The organism is Flavobacterium sp. LPB0248 (assembly GCF_013388355.1).
Taxonomy (GTDB): domain Bacteria; phylum Bacteroidota; class Bacteroidia; order Flavobacteriales; family Flavobacteriaceae; genus Flavobacterium.
Genome location: NZ_CP058246.1, coordinates 3673025 through 3696313, shown reverse-complemented (window position 1 = coordinate 3696313; position 23289 = coordinate 3673025). Strand labels below are relative to the sequence as shown.

The 23289-nt window shown below is 33.4% G+C and carries 18 protein-coding genes; 9 read left to right on the top strand and 9 right to left on the bottom strand.

Annotated elements, in window-relative coordinates; genetic code table 11:
• The first annotated feature begins 11 nt into the window (after positions 1-11).
• From LPB248_RS15640 to LPB248_RS15630, 3 genes are all read left to right on the top strand, one after another.
• On the top strand, positions 12-1739 hold the full coding sequence (locus LPB248_RS15640) for a phospho-sugar mutase (RefSeq protein ID WP_177212254.1): 1728 nt from the start codon (positions 12-14) through the stop codon (positions 1737-1739).
• A 269-nt stretch (positions 1740-2008) separates the two neighbouring features.
• Positions 2009-3838 (top strand): ABC transporter ATP-binding protein, encoded by a 1830-nt coding sequence (locus LPB248_RS15635; protein ID WP_177212253.1) that lies wholly within the window; start codon positions 2009-2011, stop codon positions 3836-3838.
• A 130-nt stretch (positions 3839-3968) separates the two neighbouring features.
• Complete coding sequence (locus LPB248_RS15630) at positions 3969-4670, top strand: hypothetical protein (RefSeq protein WP_177212252.1); 702 nt, start codon at positions 3969-3971, stop codon at positions 4668-4670.
• Positions 4671-5114: 444 nt separating this feature from the next.
• Here LPB248_RS15630 and LPB248_RS15625 read toward each other — a convergent pair whose 3' ends face one another.
• The 3 genes from LPB248_RS15625 to LPB248_RS15615 form a co-directional block, all read right to left on the bottom strand.
• Positions 5115-5834 (bottom strand): hypothetical protein, encoded by a 720-nt coding sequence (locus tag LPB248_RS15625; protein WP_177212251.1) that lies wholly within the window; start codon positions 5832-5834, stop codon positions 5115-5117.
• Positions 5835-5923: 89 nt separating this feature from the next.
• Positions 5924-8389 carry a TonB-dependent receptor gene (locus LPB248_RS15620; protein WP_177212250.1) on the bottom strand — a complete coding sequence of 822 codons (2466 nt, stop codon included), beginning with the start codon at positions 8387-8389 and terminating at the stop codon, positions 5924-5926.
• 12 nt (positions 8390-8401) lie between these two features.
• Positions 8402-10084 (bottom strand): M23 family metallopeptidase, encoded by a 1683-nt coding sequence (locus LPB248_RS15615; protein WP_177212249.1) that lies wholly within the window; start codon positions 10082-10084, stop codon positions 8402-8404.
• Between the two features lie 180 nt (positions 10085-10264).
• Here LPB248_RS15615 and LPB248_RS15610 point away from each other — a divergent pair, with 180 nt between their 5' ends.
• The 3 genes from LPB248_RS15610 to rny all read left to right on the top strand — a co-directional run bounded on the left by LPB248_RS15610 (position 10265) and on the right by rny (position 12622).
• A complete protein-coding gene (locus LPB248_RS15610; protein WP_008464802.1) occupies positions 10265-10555 on the top strand; it encodes a hypothetical protein in 291 nt (96 codons plus the stop codon).
• 4 nt (positions 10556-10559) lie between these two features.
• Positions 10560-10853, top strand: coding sequence for a cell division protein ZapA (locus LPB248_RS15605; protein ID WP_008464801.1), 294 nt, complete (start codon positions 10560-10562; stop codon positions 10851-10853).
• 209 nt (positions 10854-11062) lie between these two features.
• The gene (rny, locus tag LPB248_RS15600) at positions 11063-12622 is read left to right on the top strand and encodes a ribonuclease Y (protein ID WP_177212248.1); all 1560 of its coding nucleotides are present in this window, start codon (positions 11063-11065) and stop codon (positions 12620-12622) included.
• 70 nt (positions 12623-12692) lie between these two features.
• Here rny and LPB248_RS15595 read toward each other — a convergent pair whose 3' ends face one another.
• The 4 genes from LPB248_RS15595 to LPB248_RS15580 form a co-directional block, all read right to left on the bottom strand.
• Positions 12693-14213 carry a sensor histidine kinase gene (locus LPB248_RS15595; protein WP_177212247.1) on the bottom strand — a complete coding sequence of 507 codons (1521 nt, stop codon included), beginning with the start codon at positions 14211-14213 and terminating at the stop codon, positions 12693-12695.
• 154 nt (positions 14214-14367) lie between these two features.
• The gene (gene xerD, locus LPB248_RS15590; RefSeq protein WP_177212246.1) at positions 14368-15264 is read right to left on the bottom strand and encodes a site-specific tyrosine recombinase XerD; all 897 of its coding nucleotides are present in this window, start codon (positions 15262-15264) and stop codon (positions 14368-14370) included.
• A 76-nt stretch (positions 15265-15340) separates the two neighbouring features.
• Positions 15341-15919 (bottom strand): porin family protein, encoded by a 579-nt coding sequence (locus tag LPB248_RS15585; protein ID WP_177212245.1) that lies wholly within the window; start codon positions 15917-15919, stop codon positions 15341-15343.
• 185 nt (positions 15920-16104) lie between these two features.
• Positions 16105-16614 (bottom strand): hypothetical protein, encoded by a 510-nt coding sequence (locus LPB248_RS15580; protein ID WP_177212244.1) that lies wholly within the window; start codon positions 16612-16614, stop codon positions 16105-16107.
• A 290-nt stretch (positions 16615-16904) separates the two neighbouring features.
• Here LPB248_RS15580 and LPB248_RS15575 point away from each other — a divergent pair, with 290 nt between their 5' ends.
• From LPB248_RS15575 to LPB248_RS15565, 3 genes are all read left to right on the top strand, one after another.
• Positions 16905-17471 (top strand): porin family protein, encoded by a 567-nt coding sequence (locus tag LPB248_RS15575; protein WP_177212243.1) that lies wholly within the window; start codon positions 16905-16907, stop codon positions 17469-17471.
• 121 nt (positions 17472-17592) lie between these two features.
• The gene (gene aroQ / locus LPB248_RS15570; protein ID WP_177212557.1) at positions 17593-18006 is read left to right on the top strand and encodes a type II 3-dehydroquinate dehydratase; all 414 of its coding nucleotides are present in this window, start codon (positions 17593-17595) and stop codon (positions 18004-18006) included.
• Between the two features lie 147 nt (positions 18007-18153).
• Positions 18154-20643 (top strand): DUF5686 and carboxypeptidase regulatory-like domain-containing protein, encoded by a 2490-nt coding sequence (locus tag LPB248_RS15565; protein WP_177212242.1) that lies wholly within the window; start codon positions 18154-18156, stop codon positions 20641-20643.
• Positions 20644-20849: 206 nt separating this feature from the next.
• Here the strand turns inward: LPB248_RS15565 and LPB248_RS15560 are convergent, their stop codons facing one another.
• Positions 20850-21725, bottom strand: a complete 876-nt coding sequence (locus LPB248_RS15560) for a cation diffusion facilitator family transporter (protein WP_177212241.1) — start codon at positions 21723-21725, stop codon at positions 20850-20852.
• 148 nt (positions 21726-21873) lie between these two features.
• The gene (murA, locus tag LPB248_RS15555) at positions 21874-23187 is read right to left on the bottom strand and encodes a UDP-N-acetylglucosamine 1-carboxyvinyltransferase (protein ID WP_144338813.1); all 1314 of its coding nucleotides are present in this window, start codon (positions 23185-23187) and stop codon (positions 21874-21876) included.
• Between the last annotated feature and the right edge of the window lie 102 nt (positions 23188-23289).

The following is a 23289-nucleotide window of genomic DNA, read 5'->3' as shown; positions in this document are numbered from 1 at the left end:
CGAAATCAAAAATGAATATAGCACCAAACATACTAAACGCGGTCAATGAATGGTTAACACCAACATTTGACCAAGAAACGCAAGCTGCAGTTAAAGAATTAATGACCACTTCTCCAAAAGAACTGGAAGAGAGTTTTTACAAAAACTTAGAATTCGGAACTGGAGGAATGCGTGGTGTTATGGGTGTTGGTGATAATAGAATCAACAAATATACGCTTGGAAAAAACACTCAAGGATTATCTGATTACCTGCATAAAGTTTTCCCAAACGAGCCTTTAAAAGTGGTTATTGCTTACGATTGTCGCCATAACAGCAATACTTTAGCAAAAGTTGTTGCTGATGTTTTCTCAGCAAACGGAATTCAGGTTTACCTATTCTCTGACTTAAGACCAACACCAGAATTGTCTTTTGCTCTTAAATATTTAAAATGCCAGTGCGGAATTGTTTTAACAGCTTCTCACAATCCACCAGAATATAACGGATACAAAGTTTACTGGCAAGACGGAGGACAAATTGTTCCTCCACAAGACAAAGAAATTGTCAATGTAATTGAAAGCTTAGGTTATGATAAAATCAAATTCAATGCAAACGAAAGTTTGATTGAGTACATTGATACAGAACTTGACAAAGCATTTATAAAATCATCTATCGAAAACGCAAGTTTTAATACTCCGGCTGAAGCTAAAGACAATCTTCATATTGTGTTTACTTCATTGCACGGAACTTCTATAAAATCAGTTCCAGATGTTTTATCGCAAGCTGGATACAAAAATGTTCATATCGTTCCAGAACAAGCTGTTCCAGACGGAGATTTCCCTACAGTAAAATCGCCAAACCCAGAAGAACCAGAAGCTTTGACTATGGCTTTGGCTTTAGCAGATAAAACAAATTCTGACATTGTAGTAGGAACAGATCCTGATTGCGATCGTTTAGGAGTTGCTGTTCGAAACAATGACGGCAAAATGATTTTATTAAACGGAAACCAAACCATGGTTTTAATGACTTCTTTCTTATTGAAACAATGGAAAAAAGCAGGTAAACTTAACGGAAAACAATTCGTTGGCTCTACAATTGTTTCCACTCCAATGATGATGGAATTGGCAACAAGCTATGGCGTAGAGTGTAAAGTTGGATTAACTGGCTTTAAATGGATTGCAAAAATGATTAAAGATTTTCCTGAACTTGAATTTATCGGAGGTGGTGAAGAAAGTTTCGGATTTATGGTTGGTGACGCCGTTAGAGATAAAGACGCGGTAGCTGCTACCTTATTAATCTGCGAAGTTGCAGCTCAAGCTAAAGCAGCAGGAAGCTCAGTTTACAAAGAACTTTTACAGCTTTATGTTGAAAATGGTTTCTATAAAGAATTCTTAGTTTCTTTAACTAAAAAAGGAATGGAAGGATTACAGGAAATCAATCAGATGATGATCGATTTACGAGAAAATCCTCTGAAAGAAATCAATGGCCAACGTGTAATTATGGTTGAAGATTATCAATCTTCTATTGCTTTAAATTTATTGGACGGTTCAGAATCGACAATGGATATTCCGAAATCAAATGTATTAATTTATTACACAGAAGATGGTTCTAAAATTTGCGCAAGACCAAGCGGAACTGAACCAAAAATCAAATTCTATATCAGTGTAAATGCAGAAATAGAATCAGTTTCAGATTTTGATGAAGCAGAAAAATTCTTAGACGGAAAAATTCAGAACATTATCGCAGATATGAAGTTGAATTAAATAAACTCATTTTTTTTAAAGTACAACCATTTACAAATAGCCTTTAAAAAGCAATGAGTTCCAACATTTAAAACTCTGATTTGCATTTATTAAAGATGCAAAATCAGAGTTTTTTTTATAAAAAAAACCTAAAAGAAATTGAAAATAATCCAATTGGATTATTTTTGTGCAGTAAAAATCCACCAAAAAACGGATTCATCATAACAAAAAAAATATTCCCAAAATTCGAAAGAACATTACCACAGCAAAAAAATAACATCCGAAAATAAATGAGTAATTTCAAAAAAATATTTCCTTTTATATACCCATATAAAAGATACGCATTCTTAAATATCTTTTTTAATATTTTATATGCACTTTTCAGCACACTTTCGTTCATGGCATTAATTCCCATGATTCAGGTTTTATTTGACAAAACCAAAAAAAATACAGTGATGCCAACTTATGAAGGAATTGCGCACATAAAAGACTATGGAGAAAATTATTTAAGCTACTACATCACTACAAATACCGACACTCATAACCCAGGTTATGTGCTTTCTATAATGGTGGCCATTATTATTTCGATCTTCTTACTAAAAAACTTAGCTGATTATTTAGCCATGTTTTTTGTCACTTTTTTACGAAATGGCGTTTTAAGAGATATGCGAAATGCGATGTATAAAAAAACACTTGAATTACCTTTATCATTCTATTCTGAAAAGAGAAAAGGAGATGTAATTTCGAGAATTTCAGCAGACGTAAATGAGGTTCAAACTTCATTTTTAGCAATTTTAGAACTTATTGTAAAAGAACCATTAACAATTGTTTTTACCATTATCGCCATGCTGATAATCAGTGCTAAGCTGACTTTATTTGTTTTCATATTTATTCCTGTTTCTGGCTATATCATTTCATTAATTGGAAAACAATTAAAAAAACAGTCCAGTAAAGCTCAAGAAGAACAAGGAACTTTCTTATCGACTATCGAAGAGACTATTGGAGGCTTGAAAGTTGTAAAAGGATACAATGCAGAGAACTATTTTAACAAATTATTTCAAGATTCAACAGATCGTTTCTTTAGTTTATCAAACACAATTGGAAACCGTCAAAACTTAGCTTCTCCTGCCAGCGAATTTATGGGAATTACAGTTATTGCCATTTTGCTTTGGTATGGTGGTCAAATGGTTTTAATTGACAAAACATTAGACGGCGCTTCTTTTATTGCCTATATGGGATTAGCTTATAACATTTTAACTCCTGCAAAAGCAATTTCTAAAGCTTCATACGGAGTAAAAAGAGGAAACGCTGCCGCAGAACGTGTTCTTGAAGTTTTAGACCAAGAAAACACTATTGTTTCTAAAGAAAACGCAATCGAGAAAACAACGTTTGATGATAATATTACTGTTCAAAATATCAATTTCAAATATGAAGAGGAAAATGTTTTAAAAGATTTTTCTCTTGAAATTAAAAAAGGGCAAACTGTTGCACTTGTTGGACAATCTGGAAGTGGAAAAAGTACAATTGCAAATTTATTGACTCGTTTTTACGATGTAACCGAAGGCTCTATTTCTATAGATGGAATCAATATTAAAGACATGAATCTGCAATCGCTTCGCAGTTTAATGGGATTGGTTACTCAAGACAGCATTTTGTTCAATGACACTATCAAAGCCAATATTTCTCTAGGAAAATTAGACGCTACGGATGATGAAATTATCGAAGCTTTAAAAATCGCCAATGCTTATGAATTTGTCAAAGATCTTCCAAAAGGCATTTACACCAATATTGGAGACAGCGGAAACAAACTTTCAGGAGGTCAAAAACAGCGTTTATCTATCGCTCGTGCAGTATTGAAAAACCCGCCGATTATGATTCTAGATGAAGCAACATCGGCATTGGATACAGAAAGCGAAAAATTTGTTCAGGTAGCGCTAGAAAACATGATGCAGAATAGAACATCAATCGTGATTGCGCACCGTCTTTCTACAATTCAAAAAGCAGATGTGATTGTAGTAATGCAGAAAGGAAAAATCGTTGAGCAAGGAACACACGATGAATTAATTGCAAAAAACGGAACTTACAATAAACTGGTAACAATGCAGTCTTTCGAATCGTAAGAAATCATTAATACCAAATTAATAATGCACAGATTAAGGAAATATTAAAACTCAGTTTAATTTCTTTAATCTGTGTTTATTTTTATAACTTTAGGTTAGTTAAAGATTGAAATCATTTAATCTAAAGAAAATGTATCTTAACAACCCCAACATAAAACTTCCCGACGATCCCGATACTATTGTTTGGAAATATCTTGACTTATCTAAATTTCTTGATTTATTACTTTCGAAGAAACTTTTTATGTCGCGTTCGGACAAGTTTGAAGATCAATACGAAGGCACTTTTAGCGAACCGACTTATGAAGAGATAAAAAAACTTGCTGCAGACAATCCAGAGTTTTTAAACTACTACAAAACACATCGCGAAAAAGTAGCCATTAGTAGCTGGCATATTAACGAATACGAATCTTTTGCCATGTGGCAGATTTTTACCAAAAATAATGAAGGTTTAGCTATTCAGTCCACCATTCGAAGACTGCAAAAAGCAGTAAAACCCGAGAATAACTTCGATCAGTATATTGGCGAAGTAAATTACATTGATTACAAAAAAGAATACATTCCGTTTGATGATTTGTTCTTTCCGTTTTTATTCAAAAGAAAAAGTTTTCAATACGAAAGAGAAGTTAGAATTCTGAGTGACACTTCAAAAAGCGATATCAAATTAAACGACGGATTAAAAATCAACGTCGACATCAATCAATTGATCGAAAAAATATACATTCATCCAAAATCTGAAAACTGGTACAAAAAACTAGTCATAGAATTGGTCGAACGCCTTGGTTTTGGTTTTGAAATCGAAAAATCAGATCTAGAAAGTGATATATTGATTTAAAGTTGCTAAGGTTCTTAGATACTAAGATTCTAAGTTTTTTTTCTTGCCACGGACTAAAAGGATTAGATTTTTTTTTCCGTTTCTGATTTGATTATGTTCCGTAAGAACATTTCATTGGTAGAAAAATTATATAGTTACAGTTATTTACGTTCCGTAGGAACGTTTGATTTTTGGTGTATTTTTTTTAAACAATGCAATGCATCAAACGTTCCTACGGAACGTAAATTTGGTCGGACATCATTTTTTTTTACCGACCAGACATTCCTACGGAATGACGAGTTGATATATAAAAATGGGAAAATGCTGTTTTCATTAATGAAAACAATTATAAAAAGAGAGGCTGTTTCAATTTATTGAAACAGCCTCTCTTTTTATAAAAATCTTTCTTATCCTTTTAATCTGTGATAAAACCTTAGATTCTTAGCATCTCAGAACCTTAGCATCTTAGATAGGTTTATAACTCTTCACTTCCCATTTTTTAGAAGCCAAATCTATATAATTGTAATGCAAAACATCATTTTTATCAAATTGACCATTTTGGTTGGTATCTTCAATAGTTCTAAAATACAAACGGTTTTTAGATTCAATTAAACTCCAATCTACCAATTCTTGTAAATCTGCTGAAACTTTCGTGAAATTCTCTCCGCTTATATCACTCAAGTATAAAGTTTTGATATCACTAGTATCTATTTTACCATCTTTATTGGTATCTGAATCTGTAAGCGTGTAAACCATCACATTATTATGCGTTCTATCTGCAACCGTTTTTAAATACGTTGCTGTTAAAATCAAAACTGGTTTGTCTGATAATGGCCGGATAGAATCTGAATCTACTTTTTGGAATTTTAAATTCTGAAGATATCCTGTAATTTCATATTCGCCTAAATTAGAAATTGTAAAACTCACATCATTAACACTCGAAGAACCATAACGAGCTTTTGAGCCTCTTTCATAAACTCTTAAATCTCCAACCGGATGAATCAAATAATTAGTGCCTTCCAACTGAATCGGAAGATCTGCAATTTCAATTTGGGTCGTATCGGTTTTGGTAATACTTACTTTATTTGAAGCACCGTAGCTTACTTTGGGTTTTTGAACTTCTTCTCGGCAGCTTATTACTGTTCCAATAAGTATAAGGGCGATATATTTAAAATACTTTTTCATCTACAATGATTATATACGATTATCAAATATACTATTTTTGATTGTATTTTTGAGTTTTATTGAATTTTACTGAACAATTGCGAAGCAGATTACAACCTCGCATTTATCTTAACGTTAAAAACCCTCGAAGTCATATAATTTGGAATCGCATATTGATTTTTTGAATATACATCACGAACCCAAGTATTCGTAATAGCGTTTTGATTATTGAAAAGATTGAAAATTTCCAATCCAACAGCTAATTCTTTAAAGTTTTTCAGCCAGCCTTTTTTTGTATTTTGCGTACTAGCATCTACAAAAACTTTTGCAAAACCAATATCAGCTCTTCTATAATCATTCAATCGGTTTTGATATAAATACGGATCTGAATATGCTGGCGCACCACCAGGCAAACCGGTATTATAAACCAAATTCAAATATACTTTCACACTTGGAATATTTGGCATATAATCCTGAAACAGCATCGCAAATTTCAAACGCTGATCTGTCGGGCGAGCAATATACCCTTTGTTTTCGTAATTTTCTTCCGTTTTCAAATATCCAAAACTTATCCAAGATTCAGTTCCTGGCACAAATTCACCATTCAATCTAAAATCAAGACCTTGCGCATAGGCTTTTGCATTATTATTGGCGACATATCGAATTCGAACATTATCTATAGAATAAACGTTGACATCTGAAAGTGATTTAAAATACAGTTCTGTTACCCATTTAAAAGGGCGATTCCACATTTTAAAGTTATAATCGTTACTCAGAACCACATGAACTGCTTCCTGAGCTTTTACATTTGGATTTACAACTCCTTCCAAATCTCGTAATTCTCGATAAAATGGCGGCTGATGATATAACCCTCCCGAAATTCTAAAAACCATATCGCTATCCCAATCTGGTTTTATCGCAAATTGCGCACGCGGACTTACTACAAATTGTGTTTTTCCTTCTTCTAGAGCTCCTGCAACATTCCAACCCTGAAAACGCGCTCCCAAATGATACCAGATCTGACTCGAACCAATTTCTGATTGTTTGTTCCATTGCGCGTAACCCGAGAATCGATTTATGGTATTAAAATTGGTCGCTCGAATATTCTGATATGGCAAAAGCGGTCCCGTATAAGGTGTATAAGGCTGATTATTTTTTGGAAGAATAACCAAAGGCGGATTAATAGAAAAACCTGCTGAATCAATAACTTCCCACTCCACTACTCGATCTCGAATAGATTCTCTGGTATATTTTAAACCAAATTCCAATTGGCTTTCTTTCCAATCTTTAATTCCTTTCAATTCTATATTTGCAATTAAAGCATCGAGATCATTTCGAGCATGATTCAGCTGAGAACCAATTCCGCGTGTAAAATCAACTGCAGATGTATTTTCTGGATCTTCGGCATTTACATTTCCTAAACGATATTGTGCCAAAATATCAAAATGCTCTTGTTCTGTAGTATGAAATAAAGAACCAATCAATTTAAGAGTCAGTGAAGGCGATGCTTTATAAGTAGTTTTTAAAGCACCAAAATAAGTATCGTATTGATCCTTTTCTTGTCCATCATAATAAACAGCAAGAGCCATTGGCTGATCTGCTGTTCCAAAATTAGTCTGACGAACCAAAGGCTCATACGAATATTTATTCTGAGAAATATTTCCTAAAAAGCTCATTTGCCATTTCTCAGAAATATCATAATTTATATTGGTCTGAATATCTGCAAAAGTTGGTTTATAGTTCGTTTCTGTATCTTGACTATTTACCAAAAGACTATTGTTTCGATAGCGAACTCCAGTTACGGCTGACCATTTTTTATTTTTAGAAACCAAATCGACAGCTGCACTTCCTCCTAAAAAACTTGCCTCAAAGGCAGCACCAAACTTAGTTGGCTTTCGATAGGTAATATCTAAAACAGAAGATAATTTATCTCCAAATTTCGCCTGAAATCCACCAGCAGAAAATTCAACATTTTGAACCAAATCGGTATTGGTAAAACTTAAACCTTCCTGTTGTCCTGAACGAATTAAAAACGGACGATATACTTCTACCTCATTTACATAAACTAGATTTTCATCATAATTGCCACCACGCACCATATATTGCGTGCTTAATTCATTATTGGAATTTACGCCTGGAAGTGTCTTTAGAATATTTTCGATTCCGGCATTGGCACCTGGAATCTTCTTTATGGTTTCAGTATCAATTGATGTTATTCCCTGAACTCGTTTTCTTCCTCCAGAAGAAACAAAAACTTCACCCATTTGTTCTTCAGAATTGCTCATGATCGGATTAAAAACAAAAACTTCATTTGTTTTTAAACTGACTGTCAAACTCATCATTTTTAAAGAAAGGTGAGTAAAAATCAGAGAAACTTTTTTATTTGATGGAATTGCAATTTCATAAAATCCATTTGCATCAGACTGCATAGAAGTTCCTTGCGACGAAATATTTACGCCTGCAACAGGATGTTTTTCCGTATCCAAAATAAGCCCTTTAATATGGGCATTTTGAGCTAATGCAATACAGCTGAAAAATAAAAATAAAAAAGCGAATGTAAACCTGTTGTAACTCAAAGATTTTGGGTTTTATTTTTGTTGACTTCTAAAAAAATGAGTTTCAAAGATAGTAGTATTTCCTACATTATCAACAACTTCAACTTTTAATACGTTTTCACCCTCTGCTAAATATTGATCATCAAAAGTATGAGTAATTCTTCTGGCTTTATTTTCGTATTCAAACAAAACCCAGCTTCCGTTTAAATAACCGTTATACGATTTTATTCCAGACAGAGAATCGCTTATTGTAAAATCAATTTTCTTTTGATCGCTAATCCATTTTCCTTCAATCGGTTTTGCAATTTTAACAACTGGCGGAATCGTATCGAGAACTAAACCGTACGTTCCCAATATTTTTGCTTTCGCCGTAAAAACATCACCTTTTCTAATGGTTCCATTAAAACTTGTTCCTTTGCCAATATAAAGTTTATCTCGTAGAGACTCTGGATAAGTGTCGTCTTTTATGGAAATAGTAAAATTAGAATGCACAGGAACCGTATCATCGTGAATATAAACTTTGTTATTTTTCACATCAAAATTCATATTAAAATCATCATAAAAAGTTCCAGCTGGAAAGAAAACTGACATATTATCTTTCTCAAAATTAGCATCTCTATTATATTTGATGAAATATTTCCCATTAACCGACTCTGACTCCACAAGAGGTATTGCAGCATCAAACTCAATTGGAACCGTAATCGAATTCATATTCCCAAAATAATCCGAAACTTCAATTTTGTAATTTGAAGTTAAATTAGGCTCTGCTTTTACAATACCGCGAAGAGAATCTGTTTTGATAATGCTTAATGCAAAAGGCGTTTTCATAAAAAGTTTCTGCACGCGCTGTCCCGATTTTTTATAACGAGAATAATCTATCAATGCATTTACATAACGCATTTCATCAAAAGAATAGGTATTAAATTGATAGTTATAATTCTGATTTCCATTTAAAAAAGTCGAAACATTAAAAACCCCATTTTTATTATGCGATACATCATCTGTATCTACCGCATTAATTCCGAAACCAATTTTTCCGTTTGTTTTGACTTTTGAAGCTAGATAAGTTCCGTCTTTTTGAAGCGCCATATTTACGAGCAAAGGCTGTTTAGACTGATTTACTGTAGCATTGTCCAATGGATAAACATACAAACTAGACAAAGTTGGCTTTTTGGTATCTTTAATATTTTGGTCAAAGCCAAAGAAAATCGGATTGATCACAAATTCTGTCTTGGTATCTCGAATTTCAAAATGAAGATGCGGTCCTTCTGACGAACCCGTATTTCCAGAAAGGCCAATTATATCGCCTTTTTTAACAGGAAGCTCATCTGGTTTTGGAAACATTTCGATTTCATACGCTTTTTCCTTGTAGTGTGTTTTTTTTACATAATCCAAAATTGGTCCAACTGGCGTTTGCAAATGTCCGTAAACAGATGTATAACCGTTTGCATGGGTTATGTAAATACATTTTCCGTTCCCGAAAGTCGAAATTTTAATCCTAGAAACATATCCATCAGCTATTGCGTGTACACTTAGCCCCTCTCTTTGATTCGTTTTTAAATCAAAACCAGCATGAAAATGATTCGGCCTTAGTTCTCCAAAATTGCCTGAAAGCTGCATTGGAATATCTAATGGAGGTCGAAAATAGTCTTTAGGATATTGCGCTTGAGCAAATATAAAATTACAAATCAGAAGGGTAAGTACAGAAAATCTCATAAGCAACATTTTTGCTAAGATAAAAAATTAACAGGGCAAAACCGAGGAAAACCCCCATAAAAACACAATAACTTGAATTTCATTTATTTGCCTATTTTTAATGTAAAAAAATCGATAAAAAATTGCATTAATAAAAAGGAATACTAACTTTGTATGATTAAGTAATGAATAGGATGTATAATGAGTGTAATTGCAGAAATAATTGATACTCTTGAATATAAAGTTGAAAAGCTATTTGAGAAATCAAAGGCTTTTGAACAAAACAATCAAGTATTACGATTAGAACTAGCCAAAGCTGCGCAAATTATCCAGAAACAATCTGAGGAAATGGAAGCTTTGAAGAAGCAAAATGAAACACTTAAGATAGCCAATTCGTTGCTTGGCAGCGACAATAACAAGAGAGAGACAAAGCTTAAAATAAATTCATTAATTCGCGAAATTGATTACTGCATAGCGCAACTATCAGATTAATAATATGGACGGAAAGCTTAGAATTAAAATATCAATTGCCGACCGCGTTTACCCACTTACGGTTGAACCGGCTCAGGAAGAAGGACTTAGAAGTGCTTCTAAAAAAATTGATGCCATGATCAAGCAGTTCGAAGAAAATTACGCGGTTCGTGACAAACAAGATGTTCTAGCCATGTGTGCATTGCAATTTGCATCGCAAGTAGAACAAAAACAGATTGATAATGCAATCGATGGAGAAGAAACTATCGAAAGAATTAAAAGATTAAATACGCTTTTAGATCAATATCTCGAAAATTAAACGTTCTTTACAGAAACTAAGATACTGCCTACATTAGTTCACAATTGGTAAACTCAACACTAACAATTTAGAATGAGCAAATCGTCGCTACTATAGTATGCCCTCCTTTTGGCTGGGAAACTTGAACAGTGAGTTAGCTCAAAACTTGTCTTTACGAGTTTATACAAGCAATTAATGTAGGCTTTTTTTATATATAAACCCTAACAAACATGGACATCATAACGATCATCATTGGTATTGTAGGTATTGCAGCAGGATTTGCAATAGCTAAAATTATCGAGAAAAGTAATATTTCAAACCTAATTAAAAACGCTAAAAAAGAAGCAGCTTCTATCTTAAAAGACGCTAATTTAGAGGCAGAAAACATCAAAAAAGATAAAATTCTTCAAGCAAAAGAGCGTTTTATCGAACTAAAATCAGAACATGAACAAGTTATTTTAGCGCGTGACAAAAAAGTGGCTGAAGTAGAAAAACGTGTTCGCGATAAAGAATCTCAAGTTTCTAACGAACTTTCTAAAGCTAAAAAAGTAAACGACGATTTTGAAGCAAGAACAGCTGAATACGAAAACAAAATTGAAGTTTTAGACAAAAAACAAGCTGAAGTTGAAAAGCTTCACAAAAGCCAATTACAGCAATTAGAAGTAATCTCTGGTCTTTCTGCAGAAGAAGCAAAAGAGCAATTAGTAGAGGGCTTAAAAGCTGAGGCTAAAACAAAAGCAATGTCTCATATTCAAGAAACTATTGAAGAGGCGAAGCTTACCGCACAACAAGAAGCTAAAAAAATCATCATCAACACTATTCAAAGAGTTGGAACAGAAGAAGCAGTAGAAAACTGTGTATCTGTTTTCAATATAGAATCTGACGATGTAAAAGGTAGAATTATCGGACGTGAAGGACGTAACATTAGAGCGCTAGAAGCTGCAACTGGAGTTGAAATTATTGTTGACGATACACCAGAAGCAATTATCCTTTCTTGTTTCGATCCTGTTCGTAGAGAAATTGCTCGTTTGTCTCTGCACAAACTTGTAACTGACGGACGTATTCACCCAGCACGTATTGAAGAAGTAGTTGCTAAAACAGCGAAACAAATCGATGATGAAATTATTGAAGTTGGTAAACGTACTGTTATTGACTTAGGAATTCACGGTTTACATCCTGAATTAATCAAAGTTGTAGGTAGAATGAAATACCGTTCTTCTTACGGACAAAACTTATTACAACACTCAAGAGAGGTTTCTAAACTTTGCGGTATTATGGCTGCAGAATTAGGATTGAATGTAAAACTGGCAAAAAGAGCTGGTTTATTACACGATATCGGAAAAGTGCCAGATACAGAAAGTGATTTACCTCACGCACTTTTAGGTATGCAGTGGGCTGAGAAATACGGCGAGAAAGAAGAAGTATGCAACGCAATTGGAGCGCACCACGACGAAATTGAAATGAAATCTTTATTGTCTCCAATTATTCAGGTTTGTGATGCTATTTCTGGAGCTAGACCAGGTGCAAGACGTCAGGTTCTTGATTCTTACATCCAGCGTCTAAAAGATCTTGAAGATGTAGCTTACGGATTCAGCGGAGTTAAAAATGCTTATGCAATCCAAGCTGGTAGAGAATTGCGTGTAATTGTAGAAAGTGAAAAAGTTTCTGATGACAACGCCGCAAACTTATCTTTTGAGATTTCACAAAAAATCCAAACAGAAATGACTTATCCTGGACAGGTAAAAGTTACAGTTATTAGAGAAACAAGAGCTGTAAATATTGCTAAATAATCTAAGAAACAATAAATAAAAATAAAGGCTGTCAATTGACAGCCTTTATTTTTATCCACTATACAAAGCTCTACATATCATTAAAAATGATTTTAAAGCTCGTTCCTACTCCTACTTCACTTTCTACTTCAACAGTTCCTTTCATCGCTTCAATTTGATTTCTTGTAATATATAATCCTATACCACGAGCTTCTTCATGTTTATGAAAAGTTTTATACATACCGAACAACAAATCACCATAGACTTTCAAATCGATTCCAAGTCCATTATCTGTAATCTTAAGTGACTTAAAGCCTTCTGGCTCGATTGCAAAATCAAAAGTAATTTCAGGATCACGATCTGGATGCGCATATTTGATTGCATTTGTGGTAAAATTCAACAAAACGCTCTCCATATAAGCCGGATTAAAATTAATCGTTAAATACTTCGGAACGTTGTTTATAATTGTCACTTTACGCTGTTTATCGTAGCCTTTGATCGTCGAAATAGTTTTTTCGATATACTCGCATAATTTTAACGGAACCACAGCAATATTAATATTGCTCTGCGTTTTAACAATTTGGGTAAGATTTGAAATAGTGTCATTCAAATCGTTAGAAACGGCTCGCAAGTATTCTAGCATTTCCGCTACAGTCTGTTTACTAACATCGGCATCAATAAGGTCTAAAATCGATTTTATATTTCCTGCCTGTGTATTTAAATTGTGAGAAACAATATGTGAGAAATTCAGCAAACGGCTATTCTGATCACTATACAGTTTCATAGTTTTCATAAGCTCAAGTTCTTTTTCTTTCTGAGCCGAGACATCTGTATGTGTTCCAATTACACGCAGAGGTTTTCCATTTTCGTCACGTTTAATCACTTTTCCTCGATCCAAAATCCATTTATAATTACCACTAGAAGTCATTACACGATGATAATTTTCGTAAAACGGAATCTTATTATCAAAATGATCATGAATATCTGAATAATATTTTGGAAGATCATCTGGATGCACAATTTTATCCCATCGCTCAGGATCGTCAAAAATATCCGAAGATTCTAGCTCCAAGATTTTAAGAGACAAAGAAGAATAAAAAACACTATTTGTGACCATATCCCAATCCCAGATTCCAGCAGTAGAAGCATCGAGAGCAAACTGAAAACGCTCTTCAGAAATTCGAAGCTTTTCTTCCTTATCTTTCAATTCGGTAATATCTGAAACATGTCCGTAAAAAATCACACTTCCATTTGCCGAAGATTCTGTTTTTGAAGAAACCCTAAACCAGCGAATTCCTTTTTTAGGAAGAGTCGCTCTAAACTCTATTTCCCAAGGTTTTATTTCTTTTCTAGCTTTGACCAAAGATTGAAAAAAAAATTCACGATCCTGAGGTAAAATTCGATCGTAAACTATAAACTTCATATCGTTATTAAAATCTGCCGCAGAAAGTTCAAATATTTCATCTGCCGATTTACTTACAAGGGGAAATGTGTAATTATTATCCGCATCAATAACAAACTGAAAAAGCAGGTCGGGCATTTCGGCCAACAATTTTTTATAAAAATTATTTACCTCTAAGCAATCGTCATTTCCATATAAATCAAAAACCATATACTACTTCTTTTATGTAAATAAGATATTCAGAACTTATTCGGAAAAAGCAAAGATAAACTACAACGTTTTAGTGCTTTTTATTCAAATTAAGACAAAATTTTAACACAATATATAAATTTTCAAATCAAAAACATATCATACTGCAAAAAAATTATTTTCTTGGATGAAAACTATGCATTACTTCTTTCAAAAAACTGCGATCCAGATGCACATAAATTTCAGTTGTTGTAATTGATTCGTGACCAAGCATCAACTGAATTGACCTTAAATCGGCACCATTTTCCAGTAAATGTGTTGCAAAAGAATGGCGCAGTGTATGCGGACTGATACTTTTTTTTAAACCCACTTTCTGAGCTAGATCTTTAATAATCGTAAATATCATAGCTCGAGTCAATTGACCTCCTCTTCTATTTAGAAATAAGGTATCTTCGGCTCCTTTTTTAATATTAAGATTACAGCGGACAGCATTTCTATACAAATCAATATATTTCTGAGTTAAAGGTCCAATTGGAACAAAACGCTCTTTATTTCCCTTACCTGTAATTTTAATAAAACCTTCATCAAAGTAAAGATCCGAAATTTTGAGTGAAATCAGTTCAGAAACACGAAGTCCGCAACCATAAAGCGTTTCTAGCATTGCACGGTTACGCTCTCCTTCATTGGTACTTAAATCGATTGTTTCAATTAAAGTATCGATTTCCGGAAGCGATAAAGTATCGGGTAATTTGCGACCCGTTTTTGGAGCTTCAATTAATTCTAAAGGATTATCATTTCGATAATCTTCAAAAACCAAATAATTAAAGAAACTTTTGAGTCCAGAAATAATCCTTGCCTGCGATCTTGGATTAACTTCTTTGGCTACCGTATAAATAAATTGCTGTAAAGTTTCGTCGGAAATTTTTATTGGAGAAACATCAATCTGATTGGTTTCTAAGAACAGACATAAACGTTCAATATCAAAGCCGTAGTTTTCGATCGTATTTTTAGACAAACCTCTCTCTATCCTCAAATACGACTGATAATCTTTTATATATCTGCTCCAATTCATATTTACAAAGTAAGTGATTTTTTGGCATAAAAAAACCTTCCGTTATCGGGAAGGTTCTTTTAAATATTTTAATTTCTTAATTAAATTTATATGCTGCCGTTATAGCAAAAACACTGTTTTTTGGGCTATCATAATATTCGTCCCAAGTATCTGCATCATTATCTGCGATATTAGACAAACCTACAGTATAACGAGCTCCAACTGAAAAATTATCTGTGAAGTTGTATCCAAGTCCGAAATTAAATCCAGTATCAACAGATTTGAAACCATTTTTAACATCTCTACCATCACTTTTCGCAGAAACTAAAAATCCCAATTGTGGTCCAGCTTCAGCAGTAAATTGTTTTGTGATATAAAACTTCGCCAAAACAGGAACGTTAATATAATTTAATTTAGTGTCAAAACTATCACCAGCAAATTTCAATTTCGCACCTTGAGTAGAGAACAAAACCTCTGGTTGAATAGCTAATCTTTCAATAACTTTAATCTCAGCAAAACCTCCAACTTGAAAACCTACTAAAGAATTAGCGTCCCAGTAATTTCCACCAGCAAAAGTTGTGATATTAAGACCTCCTTTTATTCCAAATCTTGTTTCTTGAGCATTTGAGAATGCAAATGCCATAAGGGCAATGGCAGATAAAATAATTTTTTTCATTCTAATTTGTTTTGGGTTAAATTAATGCGTCAAATATAAAAATATTCTTCATAAATCTATATTAGGAATTTAACAAATAAAGTAGTAAATAATATACTAATTGTTAAGAGATCATGAATTTATCAAAAGCAAAAGCCTTTCCATTTCTGGAAAGGCTCTCAAAAAAAACACTATTAACTAAATATTTAGAAGTGTAATGCAAAACCGATATTAAACTGGAAAACATCTTTTCCGTAATCTTCATTTAAAGTAATGTTGTAACGAAGACCTGGCTCAATAGATATGTTTTTTCCAACAAACCAAGCATATCCTCCTTGTAATCCTAGATAAGAAGGATTTTCATCTGCATTTTTCGTGCTTGCTCCTGTGTAAGAAGCCTCTAGAGGGAATTTATTTAACAAATAATATTTAGCTCCCACTTTATAAGCAAATGAATTCTGGCTATGGCCAAAATCATTATATCCTAATCCCGCTTTTACAGCTAAATTGTCAGCTACAAAGTAACCTCCTTCAGCACCAATTCCCCATGTTGTTTCACCATCTTCTGTTGATAACTGAAAACCAGTATTACCAACATTTGTTGCTCCAAAAGCAGTATTAGTTTCAATCAACCATTTTCCTTTTGCTGTTTGTTCTTGAGCATTAGCCCATCCAAAAGATAATACTGCAATAGCAGCTAAAACAATTTTTTTCATAATTTTTAAAATATTATTTGATTAATATTCCGCAAAACTAAGATTCTACTTACAAAAAAAACTCCACAATAAGTTTAAAAAGTATTAAAATAAGACAAAAACAAAGTCCGCTTGGACTCATTGAAAATCAAAACTTTAAAAGATAAAAAGAAGGATTTTATAGATTAAAAATCAATTTGAGTGGGAATTTTAGTAATTATTTTATGCAAATTATAAGGCAATAAAATGCTAAATATGTAGTTTTGAACTTTAAATAACATTTTAAAATACCAATTTTTAAAAACCTTTTTATGAAGAAAATACTTTTAGCAGCTGTTATGTTCATTGCAACATCAGCGGCAGTACAAGCACAATTATTGAAATTAGGGGTAAAAGCCGGAGTTAACTTTGCAAGCCAGCCTGGTGATGCAACATTAAACGGTGTAGCGTTTGATAAAGATGGAATCACAAGCTTTCATGCTGGTGTAGTGGCTGAAGTAAAATTATTAGAAAAATTCGCAATTCAGCCAGAGCTTTTGTATTCTACTCAAGGAGCAACTTACAAATTTTCTGATGCTCAAAAAGATTTCGAAAATAAATTAGCTTATTTATCGATTCCTGTAATGGCAAAAATCTATATGACTAAATCATTAAGCTTAGAGGTTGGACCACAAGCTTCATTTTTATTAAGTCAAAAAAATGATGTAAGATTTGATGATGCCAACACATTTGATTTTGCTATTAATGCTGGTTTAGGTTTAAAAATTACAGAAAGCATTTTTGTTCAAGGACGTTACAGCCTAGGATTAACAGATGCCTCTTCAAATGCTGACATTAGAAATTCAGTAGTTCAGCTTTCAGCTGGATTTATGTTCTAAAAGAATATCACATACTTTTATAAAAACCGCTCTAATTATTAGTGCGGTTTTTTTATTTTTACAAAGTTCAATGACAATGGCAAAAATCAATGGCAATGTCAATATCTTAAAACAAAAAAACATGAAAATCTGCATTATCAACGGACCAAATTTGAATCTTTTAGGAAAGCGCGAACCAGAAGTTTACGGAAGTCAGACTTTTGAAGATTATTTTGAAACGTTGAAACAAAAATTCCCAAACATCGAACTTTCATATTACCAAAGCAATATTGAAGGCGAACTGATTGGTAAAATTCAAGAATGCGGTTTTACTTTCGACGGAATTATTCTGAATGCTGGCGCTTACACACACACTTCTATAGGTTTGGGCGATGCTATCAAAGCTGTTACAACTCCCGTAATTGAAGTACACATTTCAAATACTTACGCGCGCGAAAGTTTTAGACATCAATCCTATTTATCTGGAAATGCAAAAGGTGTTATTTTAGGTTTCGGTCTAAAAAGCTACGAATTGGCTATACAATCTTTTCTATAATATAATGTCATCCTGAGCGAAGTCGAAGACCTGTAAGACTAATGCCTTCGACTTCGCTCAATCGGACAAACTCTCTCATTCAATTTAACAAATTATTAATAAGCTCAGATTTAACTTATTATATTTTTGTAAGATAACCACACCTGTATGAGAAACTATACTTTATTTGCCTTTCTTTTTTTTTCGCTTTCTAATTTTGCTCAAATAAGAGGAACTGTAACAGATGATAAGGGAAATCCGCTTCCTTTTGTATCCGTTTTTGAAGAAAATACCTATTCTGGAACTACCACAAACGAACAAGGAAAATATCAGCTGAATGTAAAAGAAGTTGGAGGAAATAAAATCACTTTTCAATATTTAGGCTATAAAACTCAAAAAATAACCGTTTTAGCAGCAACGAAAATTGTCAATTTAGATGTTAAACTTCAGGAAGAAAGTTTCGCATTAAATGAAGTTATCATTGATCCTAAAAACAATCCTGCAAACGCTATCATAAAAAGTGCTATTGCGCATAAGAAAGAAAACCTAGGTAAAACTGGACGTTATACAGCTGATTTTTATTCAAAAGGAATGTTTAAAGTCAAAGATCTTCCTAAAAAAATCCTCGGTAAAAAAGTAGAACTTGGTAATGACATGGGCGCAAATTTAGATTCTACAGGAACAGGTATTCTATATTTGTCTGAAACTGTTTCAAAAGTTGCTCTTGAAAAACCAGACAAACTAAAAGAAAAAATTATTGCTTCTAAAATTTCTGGCAACAATCGCGGCTACAGCTATAACACGGCTGCCCTATCTAATTACGACTTCTACGACAACACTTTAGATTTTGATGTAAAACTCATCTCTCCTATTGCCGATAATGCTTTCAATTATTACAAATACAAACTGGAAAGCACTTTTTATGATGACAATAACCAGCAGATTAATAAAATAAAAGTTATTCCGAAACGAGATAAGGAACCTGTCTTTGAAGGCTACATTTATATTGTAGACGACAGTTTTGCTATTTATGCCGTTGATTTAGATATCAAAGGGTATCGAATGAAAAATGAATTTACAGAGGTGATGAATCTAAAACAGAGCTTTAGCTATAATACTAAAAATAAGATCTGGTCTAAAAATGCTCAGACTCTTTCTTTTAATGCTGGTATTTTTGGAATAAAGTTTTCTGGAAATTTCAATTATGTTTATTCTAATTATGAATTTCCTGATTCTTTCGACAAAAAAACTTTCGGAAATGAACTTGTAGCTTTTGAACTTAATGCCAACAAAAAAGATGATGCTTTTTGGAATGAAATTCGTCCAATTCCGTTAACAATTGAAGAAAGTAATGATTATGCTAAAAAAGACAGTTTGCAAACCATTAGAAAATCAAAAAAATATACCGATTCTATAGATGCCAAAAACAATAGGTTTAAGGTTTGGGATATTTTAATGGGTTACGATTATAAAAATACTTTTAAGAAATATTCTTTTGATTATAAAGGCTTATTGAATGTTGCTTCTTTAAGCTTTAATACTGTGCAAGGTTTTAATCTGGATTCGGGTTTCTCTTTTAGAAAATGGGATGAAGAAAAAGGAACAAACACTTCTATAAGTACAACTTTTAATTATGGTTTTTCAGATGAACGCTTTCGCGTAATTGGCGAATTCAGCCATAGATTCAATACTATAAATTATGCCACAATTTGGGGTTCGGGAGGAACAAAAACGGCTCAGTTTAATAGTGCCGAACCTATTTCTAAACTTATCAATTCTGTAAGTTCCTTATTTTTCAAAGACAATTATATGAAGTTGTATAATTTAGAATATGTTGAAATTAATTATGGGCAAGATATTGCAAATGGAATGAATCTTACCGGAAAAATTGGCTACGAACAACGAAAACCACTTTTCAACACAACTGACTATTCTTTCTTTAAAAAAGATGATGTTTATTCTTCTAATAATCCTTTGGCTCCAGACGATTTTACAACACCCGCTTTTAATCAGCATCATTTATTTAAAGCTCTTATAACAACTAGAATCAATTTTGGCAACAAATACATTTCTAGACCTGACGGAAGATTTAATTTCAAAAACGATAAATACCCGACGGTTTACCTAGCTTTTGAAAAAACATTCGCGGCGAGCGAAAAAAAGTATGAGTATGAAAGAATTGGAGCTTCTGTTCAATATGATTTATCACTTGGAAACAAAGGTCTTTTAGGAACCAATTTTAGAGGTGGAAAATTCTTTAACGCCGAAAACATTTCCTTTATAGATTACAGACATTTTAACGGAAACCAAACTCATATTGGAACAAGTGAACGTTATTTGAATGTTTTTAATATGATGCCATATTATTCAAACAGCACAAACGATAGCTACTTTGAAATGCACACAGAATACAATGACACAGGTTTTATCATGAATAAAATTCCGTTACTAAATCTTTTAAAGTCAACTATGAATATTGGATTTCATTCCCTTGCAATTCCAGATCGAAAACCATACTCTGAAATCACAGTCGGTTTAGATAATTTAGGTTTTGGTAAATTCAAATTATTCCGAGTGGATTATGTGCATTCTTACCAAGGTGGCGCGCAGCAAAACGGCGTTGTGTTTGGATTGAAGATTTTGAATGCGTTAGATTAAGGTGCAAAGGTTCAGAGGGACAAAGGCTCAGAGGTTAAATATTTTGTGAGATTCTCTTCCGAAGCTTCGTGAAGCTCAGACAGACAGACAATAAAAAATCAGTTTATTACTAAGTAATAAACTGATTTTTTTATTTCAATCTTCTATAAGGTTTTAGTAAAAAAACTTTGTCCCTTTGTCCCTCTGAACCTTTGCAACTTTGAACCTTATGAATAATCATCTGGCTCAACATGTATTAAAACATGTCCAAGTTCTGGGATTTCATTTCTTAAAGTATCTTTTAAAAGGTGTGCTAAATCGTGTCCTTCTTTAACTGAAATTTTTGCCGAAACAATAGCATGAAGATCTACGTGATATTTCATTCCCGCTTTACGAATAAAGCACTTTTCTGTTCCAAGAATTCCTGGAACCAATAAAGCTTTTACGCGAATTTCTTCAACTAAATCTTCATGAAGGTTTTCATCCATGATTTCGCCTAGTGCAGGCCTGAATATTTTATAGCTATTATAAAGAATAAAAAAAGCTGCGAAAAGCGCCGCCCAGTCATCTGCAGATTCGTAACCTTTCCCCATAATCAAAGCAATGGAAATTCCGACAAAAGCAGCTACAGAAGTTATAGCATCGCTTCTATGGTGCCACGCATCGGCTGCTAAAGACGAACTATTTGTTTGCTTGCTTCGTTTCATTACTAAACGAAAAGAATATTCTTTCCAGATAATAATTGCACCTAAAACATACAAAGTCCAAGATTTAGGCAAATCGTGCGAAGTGCCAATATTGGCGATACTTTCATAACCAATAATTGTTGCCGAAGTAATTAAGAACCCAACAACCAAAAAGGTAATCAGAGGTTCTGCGCGGCCGTGACCGTAAGGATGATTTTCGTCTGCTGGTTTATTCGAATATTTAATTCCAAACAGAACCAAAAAAGACGCAAATATATCTGTTGTCGATTCTATCGCGTCTGCAATTAAGGCATAAGAATTGCCAAAAAAACCTGCGAGACCTTTTATAAGGGCCAGGCAGGTATTTCCTATTATACTAAAAATAGTAGCTTTTACAGCTTTTTGTTCGTTTGTCATTTAAAGACATTTTTTTTAGCCACGAATTCACGAATTAAACGAAATTTAGAATTTATCTTATTTCTCTAATTTTTAAAATGAAATTCGTTTAATTTGACTTTAAAAATTTTGAATTAGTTTAATTCGTGAATTCGTGGCATATATTTTTTTAAGCTCTTACGATTTTTGCGCCAATTGCTCTTAAACGCTCATCTATACGCTCGTATCCACGATCGATTTGCTCGATATTCTGAATTGTACTTGTTCCTTTTGCTGAAAGTGCTGCAATCAATAATGAGATTCCCGCACGAATATCAGGAGAAGACATTGTTGTTGCTTTCAATTGAGATTCAAAATTATGTCCCATAACCACAGCTCTGTGCGGATCACACAACATGATTTTTGCTCCCATATCAATCAATTTATCCACGAAGAATAAACGGCTTTCGAACATTTTTTGGTGAATTAAAACATCTCCTTTAGCTTGAGTTGCTACAACCAAAACGATACTTAATAAATCAGGCGTAAATCCTGGCCATGGCGCATCAGCAATTGTTAAGATAGAACCGTCGATATCAGTTTTTACTTCGTACCCATCTTTGTGAGCAGGAATATAAATATCATCATTACGTTTTTCAACTGTAATTCCAAGTTTTCTAAACGTATTCGGAATCAAACCTAAGTTTTCCCAGCTAACATTTTTGATTGTAATTTCGCTCTTTGTCATAGCCGCAAGACCAATCCAAGAACCGATTTCGATCATATCAGGAAGAATTCTGTGCTCGCAACCTCCTAGACTTTCAACACCTTCGATAGTCAATAAGTTAGACCCAACTCCTGTGATTTTAGCTCCCATAGAGTTTAGCATTTTACACAACTGCTGTAAGTATGGCTCGCAAGCTGCGTTGTAAACTGTAGTTGTTCCTTTTGCTAAAACAGCCGCCATCACAATATTTGCAGTCCCAGTTACAGAAGCTTCATCCAAAAGCATATCTGTTCCTTTAAGACCTTCCTTTGGAGTTTCTACTCCATAAAAATGATCTTCTCTGTTATATCTAAATTTTGCTCCAAGGTTAATAAAACCTTCAAAGTGAGTATCTAATCTACGACGCCCAATTTTATCTCCTCCTGGTTTTGGGATATATCCTTTTCCGAAACGAGCTAAAAGCGGACCAACAATCATAATCGAACCGCGAAGCGCTCCTCCTTCTTTCTTGAAAGCTTCAGTTTCTAAATATCCAACATTAACTTCATCTGCTTGAAAAGTAATTGAACCTGGTTCGTTACGTTGAATTTTCACCCCTAAATTACCAAGCAAAGTGATTAATTTATTGATGTCTATAATATCAGGAATGTTATTAATTTTTACTTTCTCTCCTGTTAGAAGCACGGCACATAAAATTTGTAATGCCTCATTCTTTGCTCCTTGTGGAGTGATTTCTCCTTTTAAAGGAGTTCCTCCTTCGATTTTAAAAATTCCCATAGATCTTGTTTAGGTTCTTTCAAAGTTTCTAAGATTCTGAGATTCTAAGATTCTAAGTAAAAAAACTCAGCAACTTAGTAGCTTAGCAGCTTAGCAGCTTTT

What these genes read in the sequence shown, in the direction of transcription:
- LPB248_RS15565 (WP_177212242.1), top strand. Translation starts at nt 18,154, where the DNA reads ATGAGAAACTATACTTTATTTGCCTTTCTTTTTTTTTCGCTTTCTAAT.
- LPB248_RS15605 (WP_008464801.1), top strand. Translation starts at nt 10,560, where the DNA reads ATGGACGGAAAGCTTAGAATTAAAATATCAATTGCCGACCGCGTTTAC.
- aroQ (WP_177212557.1), top strand. Translation starts at nt 17,593, where the DNA reads ATGAAAATCTGCATTATCAACGGACCAAATTTGAATCTTTTAGGAAAG.
- rny (WP_177212248.1), top strand. Translation starts at nt 11,063, where the DNA reads ATGGACATCATAACGATCATCATTGGTATTGTAGGTATTGCAGCAGGA.
- LPB248_RS15635 (WP_177212253.1), top strand. Translation starts at nt 2,009, where the DNA reads ATGAGTAATTTCAAAAAAATATTTCCTTTTATATACCCATATAAAAGA.
- xerD (WP_177212246.1), bottom strand. Translation starts at nt 15,264, where the DNA reads ATGAATTGGAGCAGATATATAAAAGATTATCAGTCGTATTTGAGGATA.
- LPB248_RS15610 (WP_008464802.1), top strand. Translation starts at nt 10,265, where the DNA reads ATGAGTGTAATTGCAGAAATAATTGATACTCTTGAATATAAAGTTGAA.
- LPB248_RS15585 (WP_177212245.1), bottom strand. Translation starts at nt 15,919, where the DNA reads ATGAAAAAAATTATTTTATCTGCCATTGCCCTTATGGCATTTGCATTC.
- LPB248_RS15575 (WP_177212243.1), top strand. Translation starts at nt 16,905, where the DNA reads ATGAAGAAAATACTTTTAGCAGCTGTTATGTTCATTGCAACATCAGCG.
- murA (WP_144338813.1), bottom strand. Translation starts at nt 23,187, where the DNA reads ATGGGAATTTTTAAAATCGAAGGAGGAACTCCTTTAAAAGGAGAAATC.
- LPB248_RS15595 (WP_177212247.1), bottom strand. Translation starts at nt 14,213, where the DNA reads ATGGTTTTTGATTTATATGGAAATGACGATTGCTTAGAGGTAAATAAT.
- LPB248_RS15615 (WP_177212249.1), bottom strand. Translation starts at nt 10,084, where the DNA reads ATGAGATTTTCTGTACTTACCCTTCTGATTTGTAATTTTATATTTGCT.
- LPB248_RS15630 (WP_177212252.1), top strand. Translation starts at nt 3,969, where the DNA reads ATGTATCTTAACAACCCCAACATAAAACTTCCCGACGATCCCGATACT.
- LPB248_RS15580 (WP_177212244.1), bottom strand. Translation starts at nt 16,614, where the DNA reads ATGAAAAAAATTGTTTTAGCTGCTATTGCAGTATTATCTTTTGGATGG.
- LPB248_RS15640 (WP_177212254.1), top strand. Translation starts at nt 12, where the DNA reads ATGAATATAGCACCAAACATACTAAACGCGGTCAATGAATGGTTAACA.
- LPB248_RS15560 (WP_177212241.1), bottom strand. Translation starts at nt 21,725, where the DNA reads ATGACAAACGAACAAAAAGCTGTAAAAGCTACTATTTTTAGTATAATA.
- LPB248_RS15625 (WP_177212251.1), bottom strand. Translation starts at nt 5,834, where the DNA reads ATGAAAAAGTATTTTAAATATATCGCCCTTATACTTATTGGAACAGTA.